General features: G+C 75.6%; 17 protein-coding genes. 4 read left to right on the forward strand and 13 right to left on the reverse strand.

Features of this window, described 5'->3' with window-relative positions; genetic code table 11:
- The 4 genes from ACI791_RS10265 to ACI791_RS10280 form a co-directional block, all read right to left on the reverse strand.
- Positions 1–504, reverse strand: a 504-nt coding sequence (locus ACI791_RS10265; RefSeq protein WP_456585950.1) for a hypothetical protein, incomplete at its 3' end; no start/stop codon positions are given.
- Positions 505–639: 135 nt separating this feature from the next.
- On the reverse strand, positions 640–1,611 hold the full coding sequence (locus ACI791_RS10270; RefSeq protein ID WP_456585951.1) for a ferritin-like domain-containing protein: 972 nt from the start codon (positions 1,609–1,611) through the stop codon (positions 640–642).
- A 137-nt stretch (positions 1,612–1,748) separates the two neighbouring features.
- Entirely contained in the window at positions 1,749–1,967 is a 219-nt protein-coding gene (locus ACI791_RS10275; RefSeq protein ID WP_456585952.1) for a hypothetical protein, read from the reverse strand.
- Between the two features lie 92 nt (positions 1,968–2,059).
- Positions 2,060–2,776 carry an enoyl-CoA hydratase/isomerase family protein gene (locus tag ACI791_RS10280; RefSeq protein WP_456585953.1) on the reverse strand — a complete coding sequence of 239 codons (717 nt, stop codon included), beginning with the start codon at positions 2,774–2,776 and terminating at the stop codon, positions 2,060–2,062.
- A gap of 478 nt (positions 2,777–3,254) precedes the next feature.
- Here ACI791_RS10280 and ACI791_RS10285 point away from each other — a divergent pair, with 478 nt between their 5' ends.
- Positions 3,255–9,146: a DUF4011 domain-containing protein gene (locus ACI791_RS10285; protein WP_456585954.1), complete on the forward strand. Its 5,892-nt coding sequence runs from the start codon at positions 3,255–3,257 to the stop codon at positions 9,144–9,146.
- 135 nt (positions 9,147–9,281) lie between these two features.
- On the opposite strand, the gene ACI791_RS10290 is transcribed toward ACI791_RS10285, so the two are convergent.
- The 4 genes from ACI791_RS10290 to ACI791_RS10305 all read right to left on the reverse strand — a co-directional run bounded on the left by ACI791_RS10290 (position 9,282) and on the right by ACI791_RS10305 (position 13,727).
- Positions 9,282–10,346, reverse strand: coding sequence for a DUF3048 domain-containing protein (locus tag ACI791_RS10290; RefSeq protein WP_456585955.1), 1,065 nt, complete (start codon positions 10,344–10,346; stop codon positions 9,282–9,284).
- A gap of 133 nt (positions 10,347–10,479) precedes the next feature.
- The gene (locus ACI791_RS10295) at positions 10,480–12,699 is read right to left on the reverse strand and encodes a SpoIIE family protein phosphatase (RefSeq protein WP_456585956.1); all 2,220 of its coding nucleotides are present in this window, start codon (positions 12,697–12,699) and stop codon (positions 10,480–10,482) included.
- A gap of 10 nt (positions 12,700–12,709) precedes the next feature.
- Positions 12,710–13,072: an STAS domain-containing protein gene (locus ACI791_RS10300; RefSeq protein WP_456585957.1), complete on the reverse strand. Its 363-nt coding sequence runs from the start codon at positions 13,070–13,072 to the stop codon at positions 12,710–12,712.
- A gap of 115 nt (positions 13,073–13,187) precedes the next feature.
- Positions 13,188–13,727, reverse strand: a complete 540-nt coding sequence (locus ACI791_RS10305) for a hypothetical protein (protein ID WP_456585958.1) — start codon at positions 13,725–13,727, stop codon at positions 13,188–13,190.
- A 130-nt stretch (positions 13,728–13,857) separates the two neighbouring features.
- Between ACI791_RS10305 and ilvA the strand changes: the two genes are divergently transcribed.
- Complete coding sequence (gene ilvA / locus ACI791_RS10310; RefSeq protein ID WP_456585959.1) at positions 13,858–15,138, forward strand: threonine ammonia-lyase IlvA; 1,281 nt, start codon at positions 13,858–13,860, stop codon at positions 15,136–15,138.
- 19 nt (positions 15,139–15,157) lie between these two features.
- On the opposite strand, the gene ACI791_RS10315 is transcribed toward ilvA, so the two are convergent.
- Genes ACI791_RS10315 through ACI791_RS10325 form a run of 3 tightly spaced genes read right to left on the reverse strand, consistent with a single transcriptional unit; the run spans position 15,158 to position 17,843 of the window.
- Positions 15,158–15,865: a maleylpyruvate isomerase family mycothiol-dependent enzyme gene (locus ACI791_RS10315; protein ID WP_456585960.1), complete on the reverse strand. Its 708-nt coding sequence runs from the start codon at positions 15,863–15,865 to the stop codon at positions 15,158–15,160.
- Between the two features lie 50 nt (positions 15,866–15,915).
- Positions 15,916–16,566 carry a response regulator gene (locus ACI791_RS10320; RefSeq protein ID WP_456585961.1) on the reverse strand — a complete coding sequence of 217 codons (651 nt, stop codon included), beginning with the start codon at positions 16,564–16,566 and terminating at the stop codon, positions 15,916–15,918.
- Positions 16,563–17,843, reverse strand: coding sequence for a sensor domain-containing protein (locus ACI791_RS10325; protein ID WP_456585962.1), 1,281 nt, complete (start codon positions 17,841–17,843; stop codon positions 16,563–16,565). Before ACI791_RS10325 ends, ACI791_RS10320 begins: the two co-directional genes overlap by 4 nt.
- Positions 17,844–18,016: 173 nt before the next feature.
- Here ACI791_RS10325 and ACI791_RS10330 point away from each other — a divergent pair, with 173 nt between their 5' ends.
- On the forward strand, positions 18,017–18,955 hold the full coding sequence (locus ACI791_RS10330; protein ID WP_456585963.1) for an ABC transporter ATP-binding protein: 939 nt from the start codon (positions 18,017–18,019) through the stop codon (positions 18,953–18,955).
- Positions 18,952–19,731, forward strand: a complete 780-nt coding sequence (locus tag ACI791_RS10335) for a hypothetical protein (protein ID WP_456585964.1) — start codon at positions 18,952–18,954, stop codon at positions 19,729–19,731. Before ACI791_RS10330 ends, ACI791_RS10335 begins: the two co-directional genes overlap by 4 nt.
- A gap of 80 nt (positions 19,732–19,811) precedes the next feature.
- Here the strand turns inward: ACI791_RS10335 and ACI791_RS10340 are convergent, their stop codons facing one another.
- Together ACI791_RS10340 and ACI791_RS10345 are read right to left on the reverse strand one after the other, a co-directional pair.
- The gene (locus ACI791_RS10340; protein WP_456585965.1) at positions 19,812–20,768 is read right to left on the reverse strand and encodes a D-2-hydroxyacid dehydrogenase family protein; all 957 of its coding nucleotides are present in this window, start codon (positions 20,766–20,768) and stop codon (positions 19,812–19,814) included.
- 53 nt (positions 20,769–20,821) lie between these two features.
- The gene (locus ACI791_RS10345) at positions 20,822–20,968 is read right to left on the reverse strand and encodes a hypothetical protein (protein ID WP_456585966.1); all 147 of its coding nucleotides are present in this window, start codon (positions 20,966–20,968) and stop codon (positions 20,822–20,824) included.
- Between the last annotated feature and the right edge of the window lie 13 nt (positions 20,969–20,981).

The raw sequence follows: 20,981 nt of genomic DNA on the forward strand, positions 1-20,981 counted from the left end.
CCCCCCCCCCCCCCCCCCCCCCCCCCCCCCCCCCCCCCCCCCCCCCCCCCCCCCCCCCCCCCACCCCCCCCCCCCCCCCCCCCCCCCCCCCCCCCCCCCCGGGCGGGTGCCGGCGAGCTCGCGGGCCGAGGCGGCGGCGTCGGCGTCGAGCTGGCGGGCGACGGACTCGGTGAACGCGTCCCAGGCCTGCTCCGGGCTGACGCCCAGGGCGGCGGCGATCTGCTCCCAGTCGGCGCCGCCGCGCAGCGCGGCACGGATGCCGACCAGCTGGCTGTCGTGCGCCTTCCGCGAGACGACCTCGCCGAGGGCCAGCAGCTCCAGCGACTCATAGACGTCGAGCTGGGTACCGGTGTCGCGGAGGGAGGCCGCCCACGACTCGGCGTCGTCGTCGCGGACGATGTTGAGCGCGGTGTCGCCGTTGTCGCGGCGACTGAGGAAGTCCAGCCGGGTCGCGGCCGTCGTCAGCGAGAACTCCGTCTCGAGGGCCTCGGGTGTGATGCTCATGGGTACAAGCTTCCCCTTGGCCGTCGGCGTGCCAAACCCGCGGTCAGCGCGGTCTCGCGCACGCGGAGGGCCCGCACCCCCCGTGGGGATGCGGACCCTCCGACTGCAGGGTGCTCCTGCGAGGCGGGTCCTGCGTCAGCTGTCGACGCCGACCGCTTCCTTGGCCAGGGCGGCCAGCTGGGTCTGCGCGGCGCTGGCCACGTTGGCCCGGGCCTTGTGCGTCTCCTCGTAGCGGATGATCACGTTGATGTCGTGCGGCGTCTTCAGCTGCTTGATCGCCTTGACGGCGTCCTGGACCGACAGCGAGTCGTACCCCTTGATCGGCAGCTCGTCGGCGGTCACGTCCCCGAGCTCCTCACGGGCCTCGCGGGCGACCTGGGCGGCGTCCTTGTCGCCCTCGCGCTCGGCGATCCGCTCGGCGCGGCGCAGCGAGGCGGCGCGGCCGACCGTGAGGGTCTCGCGGACGGCGCCGGTGAGGGCGGAGGCGCGGTCACCCACGGCGGAGAACCGCTCGGAGGTCTCCTCGCCGGCATGGCGCACCGTGTCGACGGCGTTGTTCACCGTGTTGGCCCAGAAGCGGACCGGCGCGTTGACCGCGCGGGCGACGCCACCGGCCACCTTCTGCACCGGGGTGGGCTGCAGGGCGGCGGGGCCACCGAGGGCCTCCTCGGCGAGCACCACGGTGAGCCACTCGACGGTGGCCTCGTGGGCGCCGATCAGCTTCTCGGCCAGCTGCTGGGTCTTCGTCTGGCCGGCGGCCTCCGCGAGCACCTTGAGGTAGGTGGCGCGGTCAAGCAGCTGGTGCTCGAGCTGCAGGTCGGTGAGGAGCGCCTCCTCCAGCGGGGCAGCCTGCTCGAAGGTCGCCTTGAGCACCGCCGAGAGCCGGCCGATGGCCGGGGTGACGACGTCCGGCACGCCACCGAGCGCGCGCAGCTGCTCGGTGATCTCGATGGTGCGGGCGGCGGCGTTGTCGGCGTTCTCGGTGAGCTCCCGGCGCACGGCGTCGGTGCGGGCCTGGGAGATGCGGGTCCGTGCGACCTGCTCCTCGGTCTGCGTGAGCAGGACGAGGGCGCGCAACTGGTTGATCAGCTTGGTGTTGTCGGTCATGAGGGTTGCAGCTCCAGAGATCGAGGATGACCTGACGCTCTGGTACATGCCCCGCATCCCGGGGTGCTAACAACTGCAAGCAGATTGCTAGCAGTGAGCCTGGTCACCCGATCGGGTGACCAGGCTCGGGGCGCGGCTCAGCCGACCTCGGCCGACATCCGCTCCGCCGCGTCCGCCCGCCGGGGGCGGACGTCGAAGCGCAGCACCGGCTGGGTCATGTCGTCGGTGACCTCGTACGGCGGGCGCGGGGCGAGCCGGACCGGGCGGGGCGGCAGCGGTGACGGCGGCATGGTCTTGCCGCAGCCGACGCAGTAACGGCCTCGCTGGTGCACGGCTCCGCAGTGCGCACAGTTCATGAGGACTCCTCGGGCTCGACCGACAGGGACGGTCGGACCCTGACAGCCGCGACCGGGGGTGCGCGTCCCCGTCGGACTGGAGTGACGAGCCGTTACGCGAACGTCATGAACCACGCGGTTCCGTATCCGTCAGCGCCCGGTCCAGCGCGGCGCCCGCTTCTCCAGGCGGGCGGCGATCCCCTCCTTGCGGTCCTCGCTGAGGTAGGGGTTGGGGCCGACGTCGAGCCGCAGGCCTGCCAGAGCAGCAACTCCGGGGCCTTGACGGCGGTCTCCTTCATCCGGCGGACGGGGGCGTTGGCGGCGCTCCGGTCGGCCAGGCCGAGCGCCGTCGGCAGCACGTCCTCCGGGTCCACCAGCCGGTTGAGCAGCCCCCAGCGCTGGGCCTCGGCCGCGTCGATCGGAACGCCGGTGAAGAGCCTCTCCAGGGCGATGCCCACCGGGATGCGCTTGGGCAGGACGACGGAGCCGAAGTTGGCCCCCATGCCGATCGCGGCCTCGGGCAGCGCGAAGTGGACCGCGGGCGAGGCGATCCGCAGATCGCAGCGAGCGCCAGCTCGAAGCCCCCCCCCCGCCACGGCCGACCCGTTGAGCGCGGCGATCACCGGCACCGGCGTCTCGGTGACCACCTCGCACACCGCCCGGGCGGGCCGGTTCATCGGCGGGCGGAACCGCTCGCCGCGCTCGTCCGCCGCGCGGATCTCCTCGAGGTCGAACCCGGCGCAGAACGCCGGGCCGTTGCCCGTGAGCACCACGGCGCGGACGCCGTCCTCGACCACGCGCAGGAACTGCTCGACCAGGTCGGCCTGCACCTCGGTGGACAGGGCGTTGCGCCGCTCGGGCGGTCGAGGGTGAGAAGCCGGACGTGCCCGCGGTCCTCGACGACCAGGCCGGACTCATGCCGCTGCGCATCGCTCATGCCCGCACCTTGACCCGGCCGCCGTCCACGGGGCAAGCCGGCCGCGGAACCCGCGCGCGGAGCCGGGGCGGCCCGGTGCGGAGGCAGCCGGTGGCTGCCCGCCCGCGGGGATCACGGCGGTACCGTCGCCGGCTCCGGAGACATCGGCCTCTGCTTCCTCCGCGAAGCAGAGACCGACTGTGCGCAGAGACCGACTGTGCGCAGAGACCGACCGCCCGGGGCGCGCCCATCGGCAGGACCCCAGCGTGCCGGCACCGGGATCGGCCGCCGGTTCTGCGCTCCCTGGCAACGATCGGCCGCACCCGTCACATCCGCCCCACCCGTCGGCGACCATGGGCGGACCAGTTCGTCCGACCCGGTAGACAGGTGGCATGGAGAGCACCGCCGACATCGAACTCGGTGATGTCGTCGCGCCGTCGGCGGTCGTCTCCATCGACCTCACCTCCACCCCCGTGCTCAGCTACGCGCTGGCGCACAACCGGCTGCCGGTGGTCTCCCGGCTGGCGCTGACCGCCGACCGGACCCTGCGCGGGCTGACCGTCCGCCTGTCGGTGCGCGACGCCGAGGGCCCGATCGCCCAGGCCGTCGAGCTGCTGGCCGACGTCGACGAGGGCCGCACCACGGTGCTCACCGGCATCGGCCTGGTCATGGACCCCGCCGCGATGCTGCACGTCGAGGAGCAGCGGCCCGGTGTGGTCGACGTCGAGGTCGAACTCGACGGCGTGCTGCTCGGCGAGACCACCGCCCCGGTGCAGGTGCTCGCGGCCAACCAGTGGCTGGCCGCTCCGCTGCCGCTGGCGCTGGAGATGCTCGCCGCGCACGTCATGCCCAACCACCCGGCGATCACCGGGCTGGTCGCCGAGGCCGCCGAACTGCTGGCGCAGCAGACCGGCAGCGGTGCGATGGTCGGCTACGCGGCCACCGCCGAGCGGGTGGACGAGGTCGTGCAGGCGCTCGCCGAGGCGCTCCGGCGCCGGGGGGTCCGGTACTCCGAGCCGCCGGCCAGCTGGTCCGACCTCGGCCAGCAGGTGCGCTCACCCGGCGACGTCCTCACCTGGCGCGTGGCCACCCCGCTGGACACCGTCGTCGTCCTGGCCGCCGCACTGGAGCAGGCCGGCATCCGCCCGCTGCTGTGGCTGGCCGACGGCCATGCATTCCTCGGGTACTGGCGGGAGGAGCGCAGCTCGGAGAGCGCCGCGACCACCGACGCCGCGCCGCTGGTCGACCTGGTCGACCTCGGCCTCGTCGGCCTGGTCGAGACGACGCTGCTCACCGCCTCCGGGCGCCCGGGCGAGGACCTCCACCGCGCCGCCTCCGCCGACTGGCTGGCCGGCGAGCTCGAGCGCATCCTCGGCGTCACCGACGTCCACCGCGCCCGGCGCGACGGCATCCTCCCGCTGCCCGCCCGCGCCCGGACGCCGGAAGGGCTGCTGCAGATCGTGGAGTACCGGCCGGCCGAGCACAGCGCCCCGGCGATCCCGGCCCTTCCGGCGCCGGCGCCGCAGTCGAACCGCCCCGAGGCGCCGCCGCGGGTGCAGCAGTGGAAGAACGCGCTGCTGGACCTGAGCCTGCGGAACCGGCTGATCAACTACAGCCACCGCGCCGGGCTGCCCCTGACCGTGCCGGACACCGCGCTGCCGATCCTGGACAACTTCGTCCACGACGGAACCCCGCTGACCCTGCTGCCCGGTGACCAGCTGGCCGCCGTCCAGGAGGAGCGCGGGCTCACCACTGCCCGGGAGCTGCCCGCCGAGCAGCTGACCGAGCTGCTGGTGGAACGGCGGGAGGTGCACGCCGACGTCACCTCCGACGGCTACCTCTCCCGGCTGCGCAACCTCGCCTACCGCGCCAAGACGGTGCAGGAGGAGACCGGCGCCAACAACCTCTACCTGGCCCTGGGCTCGCTGGTGTGGGAGCTCGACGGACGGCCGCTGCGCTCGCCGCTGCTGCTGGTACCCGTCGTCCTCAGCCCGGTCGGGCGCACCGGCTCCTACCGGCTGGCGCTGGACGAGTCGGGGTCGAGCACCCCGAACTACTGCCTGCTGGAGAAGCTGCGCCAGGTGCACGGCCTGGTCGTCCCGGCGCTGAGCGACACCGCGGAGAGCACGCCGGAGCTGGAGCGGGCCCTGGAGGCCATGCGGGTCGGCCTCGTCGGCCACGGCCTGCCCTACCGGGTCGAGGCGACCGCGGACCTGGCGCTCCTGCAGTTCGCCAAGTACCGGCTGTGGAAGGACCTCGACGAGCACTGGGGCGACTTCACGCGGAACCCGCTGGTGCGCCACCTCGTGCACGAGCCGACCGAGCCCTTCCGGGACCCGGCACGCGACTCCGGCGGGCACGTCGACCTCGACGAGCTGGCCGGCCGCCTGCCCGTGGCGGCCGACGCCTCGCAGCTGCGGGCGATCGCGGAGGCGGGTGCCGGGCGCACCTTCGTGCTCGAGGGCCCGCCCGGCACCGGCAAGTCCCAGACGATCACCAACCTGCTCACCCGGGCGGTCGCCGACGGCAAGCGGGTGCTGTTCGTCGCCGAGAAGCGCGCGGCGCTGGACGTGGTCGCCCGGCGGCTGGACGCGGTCGGCATGGGCATGTTCGCCCTCGACCTGCACGACAAGGGGTCGCGCGCCTCCATGGTGCGGGCGCAGATCCGGCTCGCGCTGGAGCACGCGATCGCCGTCGACGAGCAGGGCCTGGCCGCCGACTCCGAGACGCTGCGCTCGGCCCGCCGCCAGCTGGCCCGCTACACCGACCGCCTGCACACCGAGAACGCCGCCGGCCTGTCGCTGTACAGCGCGCGCACCGCCGAGCTGACGGCCGGCACCGACGTCGAGCCGCTCCCGGTGCCGCTGCCGTTCGTCGCCAACGCCCCCGCCGAGGTGCTGACCGCCGTGCGGCGGGCGCTGGCCCTGCTGCCCGACATCGCCGACCTCACCCGCCCGTCGCCGCGGCACCCGTGGGCGTTCGTCGACTCGCCGGAGGTCGACCTGCCCGCGGCCCGGCAGGCGGCGTCCGCCGTCGACGCGGCGGTGCGCGAGCTGGCCTGCCTCCCGGAGCTCGGCGGGGTGCTGCGGCACGCGCGGACCCCGGAGGACCTCGACTCGCTCGTGCACCTGCTGTCCGGCCCCCCGGTGGGCCTCGACGTGCTGGACGAGACGTTCAGCGGCCGGTGGACGACGGCGACCGGCGCGGTCCTCGGCGAGGTCGCGGCGTTCACCGCCTTCCGGCACCCGGGGCTCGACGTCGCCACCCCCGACGTCGTCGGCCTGCCGCTGGCCGGGATCTACGTCTCCGCGCAGACGGCGGCCGCCTCGGGCTGGTGGGGGCGGCGCCGCCGGCTGACCACCGTCCGGGACCAGCTGGCCCCCTGCCTGCGGCCGGGCGTGAAGGTCCGGCCCCGGGACGTCCCGCTGCTGGTGGAGAGCCTGTGGCGGGTGCAGACGGCGGTCTCCGCCATCGCCGGCCGGGTGAACTCCGTCCCCGGCCTCTCCGCGCCCGAGAGCTGGAACCCGTTCACCGACCCCGGCCTGCTCGAGCGCGAGGTCGAGTGGCTGCGCCGCGCGGGCGCCGCCGTCGACGGGTCCTCGGCCTTCCACGTCGCGCTGCGCAAGCTGATCGTGGCCGGGATGCCGGCGTCGGCCGGGACCGCTGCCGCCGTCGCCCGGCTGCGCGACGCGGTGACCTCGCTCCTGCAGGTATGCCGCAGCTCCTCCGACCAGCTGTCGGCCTGGGCCGGGGACGACGGCTTCGTGCTGCGCTGGTCGATGACCCGCCCGGAGCGCGGGGTCGAGAACTCGGTGCTGATGTCGCTGCGCCGCTGGGTGTCCTTCCTCGACACGCTGGAGCCGCTGCGCTACGCGGGGCTGTTCGACGCCCGCACGCTGCTCATCACCGGTGCCGTCGCTGCCGACGACGCGGTGCGCGCGCTCGACCGCGGGCTGGCGTCGGCGTCGGTCGCCGAGCGGCTGGACGCCACCGGGCTGGACGGTTTCGACGAGCAGGCGCACGAGTCGGCGATCGCCCGGTTCACCGCCGCCTCCCGCGCGGTGCGCGAGCACCTGGCGCAGGCGCTGCCGGCGGCGGTGCTGGGCTCGCGGCCGTTCGACGCGGCGATGGGCACCGGCCAGGTCGGCGCGCTGCAGCGGGAGCTGGCCAAGCAGCGCCGCGGGCTCGGCGTGCGGCAACTCCTGGCGCAGTACGGGGAGCTCATCACCGCGGTCATGCCGTGCGTGCTCGTGTCCCCCGACTCGGTGGCCCGGTTCTTCCCCGCGACGGCGGGCCAGTTCGACCTGGTGGTCTTCGACGAGGCGTCGCAGATCCGGGTGGCCGACGCCGTCGGTGCGCTGGGCCGGGCCGGCGCCGCCGTCGTCGTCGGTGACTCCAGGCAGATGCCGCCCACGTCGTTCCTGGAGCCGACCACGGCGGCCTCCGACGACTCGGTCGAGGTCGTCGAGACCGCCGTCGAGGACGAGGAGTCGATCCTCAGCGAATGCGTGCAGGCGGGGGTGCCGCGGCACTGGCTGTCGTGGCACTACCGCAGCCAGGACGAGTCCCTCATCGCCTTCTCCAACGCCCAGTACTACGAGAACCGCCTCTCGTCGTTCCCGGCGCCGACGCACGGCCGGGCATCCGCGGAGCCGGACGGCCGCGGGGTGTCGCTGGTGCGGGTGCCCGGCACCTTCCACCGCTCCGGCGCCGGCCGGCTGCTGCGCACCAACCCGGTAGAGGCCAAGGCGATCGTCGCCGAGATCCGCCGGCGGTTCGACGCGGTCTCCAGGTGGGACGGCATGGGCGTCGTGCCCTCGATCGGCGTGGTCACCTTCAACGCCCAGCAGCGGTCCTACATCGAGGCGCTGCTGCGGGACGCCGACGACGACCGGCTCTCCGCGGCGCTGGACCGCACCGACGGCGAGGGCCTGTTCGTCAAGAACCTGGAGAACGTGCAGGGCGACGAGCGCGACGTCATCTTCTTCTCCACGGGCTTCTCCCCCGCCGCCGACGGCACGCTGCCGCTCAACTTCGGCCCGCTCAACCGCCAGGGCGGCGAGCGGCGGCTCAACGTCGCGATCACCCGTGCGCGGCGCCAGGTCGTCGTCTTCTCCTCGTTCGACCCGGCGCAGCTGCGGGCCGAGGAGACCTCCTCGGTCGGCATCAAGCACCTGCGCGCCTACCTCGACATGGCCGAGCAGGGCACCGACGTGCTCCCCCGCTCGCCGCGGTCGGCCGCCGTGGTCGACCGGCACCGGGAGGAGATCGCGGCGGCGCTGCGCGAGCGCGGGCTGGTCGTGCGCACCGAGGTCGGCCTCTCCGAGTTCCGGGTCGACCTGTCGGTGAGTCGACCTGGCGACCCGGGGACACCGCTGGTCGCCGTGCTGCTCGACGGGCCGGCGTGGGCCCGCCGCGGCACGGTCGGCGACCGCGACGCGGTGCCGGTCGAGGTGCTCGGCGACATGCTGCGCTGGCCGGTCGTGGCGCGCGTCTGGCTGCCGACGTGGCTGGCCGGGCCGGCCGCCGTCGTCGACCGGCTGGTGGCCGCGGTGGACGCCGCTCCCGTGTCGTCGGCCCCGGTGCCGGAGCCGCTGCAGCTGCCGACGGCGGCCGTCGAGTCGTTCAAGGGCGTCGCGGCGCTGCGCTCGTCGGTGACGTCGATGGCCGTGCCCGCGACCCCTGCCCGCCCGGCGTCGAAGGTTCCCACCGCGAAGAAGCCGGCCGGCTCGGTGCCGCTGGAGGGCGAGACGCCGTTCGTGCCGTGGATCCCGAAGACCGCCGGCGAGAAATCGGTGCTCGACGGGCTGCCGGCGTCGAAGGCCGCGCGCGTGGTGCGCCGGGTGATGACCGCCGGGGTGAAGGCGGAGGGGCCGATCCACGTGGACCGGCTGGCCAAGCTGACCGTCGGCGCGTTCGGGCTCAACCGGGCGACCGAGGCGCGCAAGCAGGTGCTGCTGTCGCTGCTGCCACCCTCGGCCGTCGACGGCGACCACCTGTGGCCCGAGGGCGTCGACCGCGCCACCTGGACCGGGTTCCGCCGGCAGGTGTCGAGCACCGACCGGCCGATCGAGCACGTGGCGCCGGAGGAGATCGCCAACGCGATGGCCGCGCTGTGCCGGGCCGCCGCGGGGATGCAGCGCGACGAGCTGCTCACCGCCACCGCCACGGTGTTCGGCTACAAGCGCCGGGCCGCGTCGGTGATCCCGGTGCTGGAGAAGGCGCTGGCGTCCGCGCTCGCCGCCGGCCGGCTCACCGAGAAGTCGGGCGTGATCACCGGCTGAGCCCGCCGCCCGCTCGGCCTTCGCTCGTGCTCCGGCCGCGCGTGCGGAGTTGCTGTCGTGTCGCCCACCGCGGCGGGTCCGCGCGTGTCGGCGGCAACGACTCCGCACTCGGGGGAGCTGGCCACCCGCACCCGCTCAGCCGACGGTGACCGACCCCGTCCGGTTGGGCACCAGCTCCACCCAGGTGGTGCCGGGCGCGAGGGGAACCGGGCTGCCGTCGGGCGCGGTGAGGGCGACCGGCGCGTCGACCGCCGGCTTCGCCCAGGTGGCGCCCAGCGTCTTCCCACCGGTGGCGACCAGGGCCTCTCCCCCGCCGACCATCACCGTCTCGGGCACCGGGTTGCCCGCCGCGTCCAGCGCGCTGGTGTTCACGACGTCGACCCGCAGGACGACGACGTTGGTGGCCCGCACCGGCGTGCCGTCGGCCTCCACCGCGGGCGTGCCGGCCTCCGCGCGCACCCAGCGGCCGTCCGGCGGGCTCCACGTCCAGCGCGGATGGCTGACGCCCGACAGCGTCAGGTCGATGAACCCGGTGGCGGCGCCGGACACCACGGCGCCCGCCTGCTCCGGCGCTGGGGCCATGGCGAACTGGGCGGGCGGGGGCGCCGCGTGCGCCGGGTCGGCCTGCGCCAGGAGGGCTGCGGGATCGGCGTAGATGTCGTGCGGCGCACGCCGTGTGCTCAGCCGGTGGTACCCGCCGGTGCCCGACTCGTAGCTCAGCACCTGCAGTCCGGCCGCGGCCACCGCGTCGACGTAGGCGCGCTGCCCACCGGAGAAGGCGAAGAGCCCGTGCAGCGGCGCGGCGATCGCCGGGTCCATGGGCCGCACCGAGCGCACCGGCCCGATCTCGCCGGGCACCGTGGAGTGGTAGACGGCGACGTAGCGGGTGATGCCGCCCTCGACGATCTCCTCCCAGACCATGTCGGCGGCGCCGAGGCCGGTCTGGGGCCGGGCGGCGACGGAGTTCTCGATCTTCACCGCGAGCGCCGGCCGCCCGATGTCGGCGCCGGCGCTGTCCACGCCGGTCAGCGGCCACAGCACGGGCGGCGGAGGCGGCGGTGGCGGCGGGGTGGTCGTCGTGGGCGCGGCGGCCGGAGCGGGCGCGGGGTCGGCGCCGCAGGCAGCGAGCGCCGTGGCCACCAGCAGGGCGGCGCCGAGGCGGCAGGCGCGGCGGGGTGCCCGCTGGGCGGTGGAGGTCACGTGCTCGCTCTCGCGTCGGGGCCGGTACCGGCTCCCGGGCGGGGCCGCTTCCCCACGCTAGGGGAGCCGGAGAGCCCTGCCGCGCCGCCGCACCGGCGGGCTCCGCGTTCGTGCCGAGGCCGTTCCCCGGCGCTCAGGTGCGGGCGACCCCGACCAGGGTGACGTCGTCGGTGCGCGGCGGGTCGAGGATCCGCAGGACGGCGTCGAGCAGCGCCTGCGGCTCGACCGGCCCGCCGGCGACGGCGTTCCGCAGGTCCTCCAGCCCGGTGGCCAGGCCACCGGCGCCGCGCTCGACGACCCCGTCGCTGAACAGCAGCAGGCGGTCGTCGCCGGCGAGGGTCAGCCGCGTCTCGCGGTAGCCGGCGACATCGAGCAGGCCCAGCGCCGGCCCGCGCCCCTCGTGCAGGAAGCGGACGCCGTCGGCCGTGGCGTGCAGCACCGGCGGATGACCGGCGCTGGCGACGGCGACCTCGCCGGTCGCCGGATCCAGCTCGACGACGACGGCGGTCGCGAGCTCACCGGGCAGCAGCGCCCCGATGACCTGGTTGAGGCCGTCGAGCGCGGCCGCCGGACCGCTCGCGCGCAGCAGGTGGGCGCGGAGCGCGTGCCGGAGCTGCGCGGTGATCGCGGCGGCAGCGAGGCCGTGGCCGGCGACGTCGCCGAGCACGAGCGACACCCGGCCACCGGGCAGCGGCACCAGGTCGTACCAGTCGCCGCCGACGACGTCGTGCTCGCTGGGCAGGTAGCGGGCGGCGAGGTCCACCCCCGGCACCTCCGGCAGCTCCTCGAGCAGCAGGGTGCGCTGGAGCGCGACGACGAGGCGGTTGTCCTCGGTGGCGCGGCTGATGACCGTCTCGGTGAGCAGGGCGGCCAGGCCGCGGGCGGCGGCGACCTCGTGCTGGCGCCAGGGCTGCGAGGTCTCCCTGACCGTCTCGCTCCAGGCGGCGAAGGACCGGCGGGGGCTCAACCGCGGCCCGGCCTCGGTCTGTGCCGTCTTCGACGTGTACGGGTTGCCGCCCCAGGTGATCTCGCGCAGCGTCTCCGGCCGGAACCAGGCGACGAAGTCCTCGCTGCCGCCGGCCACCTCGGCGACGAGCACCCCGCTGGCGGTGGGCGCGAGGTCGGCGCCTTCCGGCACGACCCGGCTGACCGCGTCGGTGACGGGGACGCCGGCGTCCAGCAGCGCACGGACGAGCGGAACGACGCGGTCGGCCGGCGGGGTGGTGCCCAGCAGGTGCAGCCGGCCGCCCAGCCGGACGGCGGCGCCGGCGGCGGGCAGCAGGTCCAGAGCGGTGGTCGCGCCCTCGGTGAGCGCAGCGGGCAGTGCCCGCGGGCTGCGGCCGACGGCGGCGGCGAGGTCGGCCTGCCGCTGGGCGACCGCCACGACCCCGCTCTGCTCGCCGGCGGACACCAGCGTGGGCAGCAGCAGCGAGGCGGTGCGGCCGAGGAACTCCGCGGCGGTGCGGTCGGGATGGGAGGGCCGGTGCGAGCCGGCGTAGTGGTGGCAGGCGACGAGTCCCCAGAGCCGCCCCCGGTCGATCAGCGAGATCGACATCGAGGCGACCACGCCCATGTTCGCCAGGTACTCCAGGTGCACCGGGGAGACGCTGCGCAGCATCGCGCCGGAGAGGTCCAGCGGGCGGCCGGTCGCCGGCGTCACCGGCGGCTCCAGGGGCACGCGCTGGTACCCGGCGTCGGGGATCAGCCGCATCCAGTTGGTGGTGTAGAGGGCCCGGGCCTGGGCCGGGATGTCGCTGGCCGGGTACCAGAGGCCGAGGAAGGGCTCCAGGTCCGAGCGCCGGTCCTCGGCGACGACCTCGCCGTTCCAGTCGGCGTCGAAGCGGTAGACCATCACCCGGTCGAAGCCGGTGAGCTCGCGGACGTCGCGGGCCAGCACGCCGGTCAGCTGGTCGAGGGTGGCGGCGGTCGACATCCGCTGGAGCACCGCCGGCAGGCGGCGGTGCCACGCGGCCCCGGCCTCCCCGGCGCCGGGTACCGGCTCCCACTCGGTGATCAGCAGCCCGTCGGCCCGGTGCAGCGCGACGTCGACGTCGACGTCCGCCACCCGCATGCGCAGCGGGTTCACCTCGGCGAGGTCGCCGCCCAGACCCGCCCGGAGCCGTTCGGCGCCGCCCGGGTCGAGCAGGTCGTCCAGGGACGCGCCGGCCACCGGCCGGCCGAAGAGTGCCGCGGCGTTCGCCGACGCGACGACGACGGCGAGGTCGGGCTCGGAGACCGCCAGCAGCACGCCGTGCGGCTGGACCGCGCCCGGAACCGCGATCGGCTCGTCGGCGCACCGGCCGAGCGCCGCGTCGTCGACGGCGCTCGGCGGACCGGCCGGTCGGCTGGTCATCGCCGCGAGGTCACGTGGCGTCGCGGTCGGCGGTGACGCCGGGGATCTCGCCCGCGGAGTTCACGATGGAGACCACGGACTCGAGCTGCATCAGGTCGATCGGCAGCCGCACGGGCCGGTTGGTGCGCGGTGCGACGACGTGCAGCGTGGCGCCTGCCGCGACGGCCCGGCGGGCGACGGCGACGAGCGTGCGGGCGCCCGACGAGTCGAGGAACACGGTGGGCGTGAGGTCGACGACGACGGCCTCGGGCGAGGAGGCCAGCAGCGCCTCGGCGGCGTCGGTGAGCTGGGGCGCCGTGACGATGTCCAGCTCCCCTCGCACGGTGAGGGTCGGACGCCCGGCGACCGTCGAGAGCTCCACGTCGAAGAACACCGTCCACCTCCCTCGCTGCGTCGTCCCGGCGTCCGAGGGTAGGCCACCGGGAACCGCGAGAAGCGGCTGGTCACCCAGCCGCACCTGCAGCTGGGTGACCCGCGCTGGAAGCGCCTCAGCCCCGCACCGGGATCGGGTGCGGCGCCACCAGCTCGGCCAGCGCCTGCCCCCAGCGGCGGGCCCGGTCCTCCTCCCCCTCGGCCAGCGGACCGGCGACGTCGGTGACCAGGAAGTGCTCGGCCGGCGCGGCCAGCGTCGCCCCCAGCCGGCGCAGCAGCGTCTCCTCGGTACGGGCGGCGGGGTCCAGCGCCGTTCCCAGCGCCGGGGAGTCCAGCCGGGTGTCGAAGGCGGCGGCGTCGATGCCGCGGGGCAGCGTCACCGAGTCCAGCCACTCGGGCAGCCCGAACCCCGGGTCCGGGACGACGGCGAGGTGCCGCCGGACGACGTCCCCGCGGGTGGCCGGCCGGGCCATGCCGAGGGTGTGCGTGGGCCCGCCCACCACGAGCAGCCGCACGTCCGCCGACACCTGCGTGGGCGCCTCGCGCGCGCAGGCGACGTCGACGGGCATCCGGGTGCACAGCCCGTGCGCCACCGCCATCGCGATCCGCTTCGCGTCGCCGAGCACCGACTCGTAGACGACCAGGGCTCGGGCCATGGACCGCTCACCGCCTCGCGCTGTTCCGGGCCGAGCACGCTAGGGCTCGGCGAGCCGCCGTGGGGCAGATCACGGCGCGATCGACCACCTCCTCGTCCCCGCACCGGCGGTGTCGTCGACGATGGGGAGCGTGAGCACCACGCGGCGCGATGACGCCCTGACCGACGACGACTTCACCGCGCAGGTGCGCGACGCCGTCCGCCGGCTCGACGGCGTCGCCGAGCGGACGCCGCTGCAGCGCAACGCCCGGCTCTCCGGGCTGACCAGCGCCGACGTGTGGCTCAAGCGGGAAGACCTTCAGGTCGGCCGCTCCTACAAGATCCGCGGCGCGTACACGACGATCAGCCGGCTGGACGAAGACGCGCGCGCCGCCGGGGTGGTCTGCGCCAGCGCCGGAAACCACGGCCAGGGGGTCGCCTACGCGTGCCGCGCCCTGCAGGTGCACGGCCGGGTGTTCGTGCCGGGCACCACTCCGCGGCAGAAGCGCGAGCGGATCGCGACCCTGGGCGGTGACATGGTCGAGCTCGTCGTCGTCGGTGACTCCTACGACGAGGCGGCCGCCGCAGCCGCGGAGTCGGCCCGCGTGACCGGCGCGACGCTCGTGCCGGCCTTCGACGCGCCGTCGACGGTGGCCGGGCAGGCGACGGTCGCCGTGGAGATCCTCGAGCAGCTCGGCTGCGCGCCCGACGTCGTCGTCGTGCCGGTGGGCGGCGGCGGTCTGCTGGCCGGCGCTGGGACCTGGCTGCGGATCCACTCCCCCGCCACCCGGCTCGTCGGCGTCGAGCCGGGTGGTGCGGCGAGCATGGCGGCCGCGCTGGCGGCCGGGGAGCCGGTGGAGCTGCCCGAGATGGACACGTTCGTCGACGGCGCGGCCGTGCGCCGGGCGGGCGCGGTCACCTATCCCCTGGTGCGCGACTCCGGCGCCGAGCTGGTCGCCGTGCCGGAGGGGCAGATCTGCACCGAGATGCTGGACCTGTACCAGGCCGACGGCGTCATCGCCGAGCCCGCGGGGGCGCTCGCGACGGCCGCGCTCAGCGGCGGGCTGGTGACCGTGCAGCCCGGGGAGACGGTGGTCTGCCTGCTCTCGGGTGGCAACAACGACGTCAGCCGGTACGCCGAGGTGGTCGAGCGCTCGCTGGTGCACCGCGGGCTCAAGCACTACTTCCTCGTTGAGTTCCCCCAGGAGCCCGGTGCACTGCGCCGGTTCCTCGACGAGGTGCTCGGCCCCGACGACGACATCGTGCTGTTCGAGTACGTCAAACGGGACAACCGCGAGACCGGCGCCGCGCTGACCGGGATCGAGCTCGGCCGCGCCGAGGGGCTGGCGGAGCTGCTGGGTCGGATCGAGGCCAGCCCGCTGCGCATCCAGCACGTGGCCCCCGGCACGACGGCCTACCGCTTCCTGGTCTGAGCGCTCTCCCCGGGCTCCGCTAGAGCCAGGCGGGCGGCGGCGGCACCTCGCCGGAGAGCCCCGAGGCGTCGGAGCGGGTCAGCCACGCAGCGACCGCGGCCACCGGGCCCTCGGCCCGCGTGCCGCCGTTCCCCCACGTCCGGTCGACGTCGGTGGCGGCGACGGTGACGTCCGGCCCCTGGTCGCGCGCGGCGAAGAGCGCGAGCACCTCGTCGACGAGCGCGCTGCAGAACTCGGCACCGGGGTCGGCGAAGGTGAGACCGGCGTCGAGGTCGATGCCGTGCACCCAGACCTCCTTGGCGCGCATCCACGGCACGACGGACGCCGGCACGGTCACCCCCTGGCCGTTGCGGACCTCCGCCGCCCAGGCCTCAGCGGGCGTCGTCTCGATCGCCTGGGCGAGCCGGCCGCAGGCGGCCGCGTGGTCGGCGCGCAGCTCCGCCGCCGGCCGGGCCGCGCCGGCCTCGATGTCGGCGTCGCGGACGGCGCGGGAGGGGTACATCGGCGTCTCGACGCCGGTGCGCGCCCAGGTCAGCAGGTTCACCAGCGCGTCGGCGTTGCGGGCCAGGTGGGCGACGACGTGGGCGCGGGACCAGCCGGGGAGCGCCGAGTCGCCGGCCAGCTCGTCGTCGGCCAGCCGGTCGACGACACCGGCGACGGCGAGCTCGCCGTCGGCCCACCACTGCCGGGAGGCCTCGAAGAAGGGGGACGTCCGCTCGTCGGTCACGAGCGCCGAACCTAGCGATGCGCCGAGGTGTGCACGACAGGGCGGGGGACTCAGGCGGTCATGAAGCCGCTCTCGTAGGCGGCGATGACGGCCTGGGTGCGGTCCCGGGCGCCCAGCTTGAGCAGCACGCTGCTGACGTGCGTCTTCACCGTCTCGCGGCTGAGGAACAGCTCGGTGGCGATCTCGGCGTTCGACAGCCCGCCGGCCACCAGCCGCAGCACGTCCGCCTCGCGGCCGGTCAGCTCGGGCAGCGCGGCGCTGCCCCGGGCGCGGGACGGCGCGTGCGCGGCGATCAGCCGGCGGGTGAGGTCGGGCAGCACCAGCGAGCTGCCCCGGGCGACCACCCGGATCGCGTCGACGAGCTCGTCGGGGTCGGCCCGCTTGAGCGCGAAGCCGCTGGCCCCCGCCTGGAGCGAGCGGTACAGGTAGTCGTCGTCCTCGAAGGTGGTCAGCACCAGGACCCGCGGCCGCTGCGGATCGCGGGCGACGAGCTCCCCGGTCGCGGCGATGCCGTCCAGATCGGGCATCCGCACGTCCATGAGGACGACGTCGGGATCGGTGCGCGCGGCCACCTCGAGCGCCTGCCGCCCGGTGCCGGCCTCCCCCACCACGGTCAGGTCGGGCTCGCTCTCCAGGATCACCCGCAGCCCGGACCGGACCAGCACGTCGTCGTCGACGAGGACCAGCCGCAGCGGGGTCACGCGGCCCCCGCCAGCGGCAGGGTCACGCACAGGTCGAAGCCCCCGGACGGCGAGGGCCCGGCGGACAGGGTGCCGCCCGCGGCCGCCGTCCGCTCCCGCAGGCCGGCCAGCCCGCGGCCGCCGCCGGGGCCGGGTCGGCTGTCCAGCTGCGAGGCCCGCTCGTTGCACACCCGGACGTCGAGGGTGTCGCCGCTGCGCACCACCTGGGCGACGGTGAGCGGGGTGCCGGCGTGCCGCAGCACGTTCGTCGTCCCCTCCTGGACCACCCGGTAGGCGAGCTCCTGCACCGCCGGCGGCACGTCGTCGACGTCGCCGTCCACGACCAGCGCCACCGGCAGACCGCCGTCGCGCAGGCCGGCCAGCAGCCCGTCGAGGTCGGCGAGCGAGGGGGCGGCGAAGGGGTGGGGGTCGGCACCGCCGTCCTCGGCGCGCAGCACGGTGAGGACCCGGTCGAGCTCGGCCAGCGCGGTGCGGGTGTTGGTCTCGATGTGGCCGAGGGCCTGCCGGGCGAACTCCGGCTGCAGCGGCCGGTCGCCGGTGGGGGTCAGCGTGCGCTGCGCGGCGCGGGCCTGGAGCAGGCTCGCGGTGAGCGCGTGCCCGATGGTGTCGTGCAGGTCGCGGGCCAGCCGGTTGCGGTCGGCCAGCCGGCGGCTGCTCTGCTGCAGCGCGGCGATCCGCTGCTCGGGCGCAGTGCCGAGCAGCCGCGGCGCCACCGCGGCGGCCAGCCGGACCAGCAGGTCGAGCACCGCCAGGGTCAGCACGACGACGGCCGCCATGAGCGCCAGCAGCGGCAGCGCGGTGAGCGGGTTCCAGCCGGTGCCCCAGCCGAGGGCGACGAACGCGGCGCTGCCGAAGAAGACGGCCGCCAGCGTGGCCACGCCCAGCAGCACCCGCGTGCCCAGCCAGCCGAGCGCGCGCCAGGTGTCGGCGGCGAACACGAGGCGCCGCAGCGCCCGGACGACGCCGCGCTGATCGCGCACCCGCTCCCCGTCCGGGACGTCGACGCCCAGCAGCGTGCGGGCCAGCCGGCGCTCCAGGCCGGCGAGGCCGCGGGTGGCCGCCAGCACGAGCAGGATGAGCAGCACGCCGACGCCGTAGATCACCGCGACGACCGAGCCGACCAGCCCCGCGTACAGCGCCAGGTACAGCAACCCGAGGGGCAGGCCCGCCAGCGCGTAGAGGGCCCGGCCCGGCCAGCCCGGGCGGGCGGCGGCGAGCAGCTCCCGGGCCCGGGCGGCGATCGGCGCGGCGCCGCGGCCGGGGATCGTCGATGGCATGGAGCGATCCTGGCCGATGGACCGGCCGGGCGATTCCCCCGTCAGCGCGCTTCCGCACTCCCCCGCGCGGGGGACCCGGATCGGCGCCGCCGGGTGATCCGCGACGCCCCGACCACCCGACAGGCTCGGCGCATGACTCCATCCCCGCCCCGGCGCCTCCCCGGGAGCCCCGCATGATCGAGGTGCGCGGGCTGACCAAGCAGTACGGCGCGGTGCGCGCCGTCGACGACCTCACCTTCGACGTCCGGCCGGGCACGGTGACCGGCTTCCTCGGCCCGAACGGCGCAGGCAAGTCCACCACGATGCGGATGGTGCTCGGCCTGGACCGGCCCACCTCCGGCCGGGCGCTGGTCGGTGGGCGGCCGTTCGCCGGGCTGGCCGAACCGCTGCGCGCGGCCGGCGCGCTGCTCGACGCCCAGGCGGTCAACCCCGGCCGCAGCGGCCGCGACCACCTGCGGGTGGCCGCCCGCACGCACGGCATCCCGGTGCGGCGGGTCGACGAGGTGATCGACCAGGTGGGGCTGGGCCCCGCCGCCCGCCGGCGGGTGCGCGGCTACTCCCTCGGCATGCGCCAGCGGCTGGGCATCGCCGGTGCCCTGCTGGGCGACCCCGCCGTCCTGCTGTTCGACGAGCCGATGAACGGCCTGGACCTCGACGGCGTGCGGTGGATCCGCCGCCTCGTGCGCGAGCTGGCCGACGAGGGCCGCACGGTGCTGCTGTCCAGCCACCTGATGAGCGAGATGGAGCAGACCGCCGACCACCTGGTGATCATCGGCCGCGGCCGGCTGATCGCCGACGCGTCGATGGCGGAGGTCATGCGCGGTGAGGGTGCCAACCGCCGGGTGCGGGTGCGGACGCCGTCGGGCGACGACCTGGCCGGCGCGCTGCTGCGCCGGAAGCTGCGGGTGCACCCCACCGGCGACGGCGACCTGCTGGTCGAGGGTGCGTCGGCGGAGACCGTCGGCGACGTGGCGCTCGAGGTGGGGGTGGCGGTGCACCGGCTGGCCGAGGAGCACAGTTCGCTGGAGCAGGTGTACCTGGACCTCACCGGGGACAGCGTCCAGTACCGCGTGCTGGGCGCGCCCGAGCCGGCCGGGCAGGTGCGGCGGTGAGCGCCGTCCGGACGGCGGAGCCGGGCGCGGCAACCGTGTTCGCGCGGGCGGCGTCCGCCGAGTGGCTGCGGCTGCGCACCGTGCGGACGACGTGGTGGTGCCTCGGCGCCGCGGCCCTGGCCGTCGTGGGCATCGGCACCTCGACCGCCGTCGAGGAGGCCGCGATGGCGACCGCCTCCGGAACCACCGCGACGGCGGCCGTCGCCGGTCAGTACGGCGTCGTGGTCGGGCAGTTCGCGCTGCTCGTGCTGGTGCTGCTCGCCGTCACCCAGGAGTACGCCAGCGGGGCGATCGGGCCGACGCTGCAGTGGACCCCGCGCCGCGGCGTCCTGCTGGCCGCGCGGGTCACCGTCCCGGCCGTCGTGGCGACGGTGGCCGGAGTGCTGCTCGCCCTGGTCGCCGACGTCGCTGCCCGGCTCATCGCGCCGGACCTGACGCTGCCGGCCGGCGAGCTCGCCGGCAGCCTCGGCGGGATCGCCGCTGTGCTGCTGGCCGGGAGCGTGCTCACCGCTGGCGCCGGGTTCCTGCTGCGCAGCACCGCCGCCGCGCTGGCCGCGGTGTTCCTGCTCCAGCTGGTGCTGCCCGCCCTGCTGCCCGCGTTCGGTGCCGAGTGGCTGACGGTCCTCGCCGAGTGGCTGCCGGGCTCCGCCGCCATCTGGACGCTGCTCGGTGAGCTGGACATGGCGGCCGGCCAGGCGACGATGCTGCTGGTCGGGTGGGCCGCGGTGGCCCTGGCCGCCGGCGGCTGGTCGCTGCTGCGCCGCGACGCCGGGTGACCGGGGCCCCCGCGACCCGTCTCCCCGGCGGCGGTCAGCCGGTGGGCCGGTCGTCGGCCGACCGTCGGACCCGGCAGGGATCAGGACGGGGTGATCACCCGGATCGGGGCGCCGGAGAGGAAGGCGGCGACGTCCTCGACGGCTTCGCCGTAGAAGACCTCGTAGGTGCCGCGGGTGACGTAGCCCAGGTGCGGGGTCAGGACGGCGCGGCGCAGCTCCCGCAGCGGGGAGTCGCGTGGCAGGGGCTCGCGGTCGTAGACGTCGAGGCCCGCGCCGGCGATGGCGCCGCGGCGCAGCACGTCGATCAGCGCCGCCTCGTCGACGATCGGCCCGCGGCTGGTGTTGACCAGGACGGCCGTGTGCTTCATCAGCGCGAGGTCGTCGGCGCCGATGAGCCCGCGGGTGCGCTTGGACAGCAGCAGGTGGACGGTGGCGACGTCGGCGGTGGCGAACAGCTCGTCGCGGTCGACCCGGCGGGCGCCGACCTCGGCGGCCCGCTCGTCGGTGAGGTTCTGGCTCCAGGCGACGACGTCCATGCCGAAGGCCGCGCCGATGCGGGCCACCTGGGAGCCGATCCGGCCGAGGCCGATGACGCCGAGGGTGCCACCGGCGAGGTCGCCCCCGATCGTGGTCTGCCAGCCGCCGGCGCGCATCGCGGCGTCCTCCTGCGGCACGTGCCGCACGGTGGCCAGGATCAGCGCCCAGGTCAGCTCGACGGTGGCCGTGCCCGAGGCACCGGTGCCGCAGACGGTGATGCCGAGCTCGGCGGCCGCCTCGACGTCGATGGACTTGTTGCGCATGCCGGTGGTGACGAGCAGCCGCAGGTTCGGCAGCCGCTCGAGCAGCTCCCGGCTGAACCGGGTGCGCTCACGCATGGCGACGACGACGTCGAACGGCGCCAGCCGGGCGGCGATTGCGTCGGGGTCGGCGACGCTGTCGTGGAACTCGACGACCTCCGCCGGCTCCGGTAGCTGCGACCAGTCGGTGAACTCGGCCGCGACCGACTGGTAGTCGTCGAGGACGGCGATGCGACGCATGCGTCCGGTCTACTACAGACCGGTCCCCGGCCGCTCGGGCCGGGGACGCGACGTCACGGGCGCTTGGTCCCGCTGCTGTTGCCCTTGTTGGTGAACTTGGAGACGGCGTCCTTGATCTTCCGCTGGTTCTGCGGCTTCCGGGCCTCGTCCATGACCTTCTTGGCCATGCCACCCTTGGCGATCTTGCTCATGATTCCCATGAGTGGTGGGTGC

This window comes from Blastococcus sp. SYSU DS0973, from assembly GCF_054051055.1.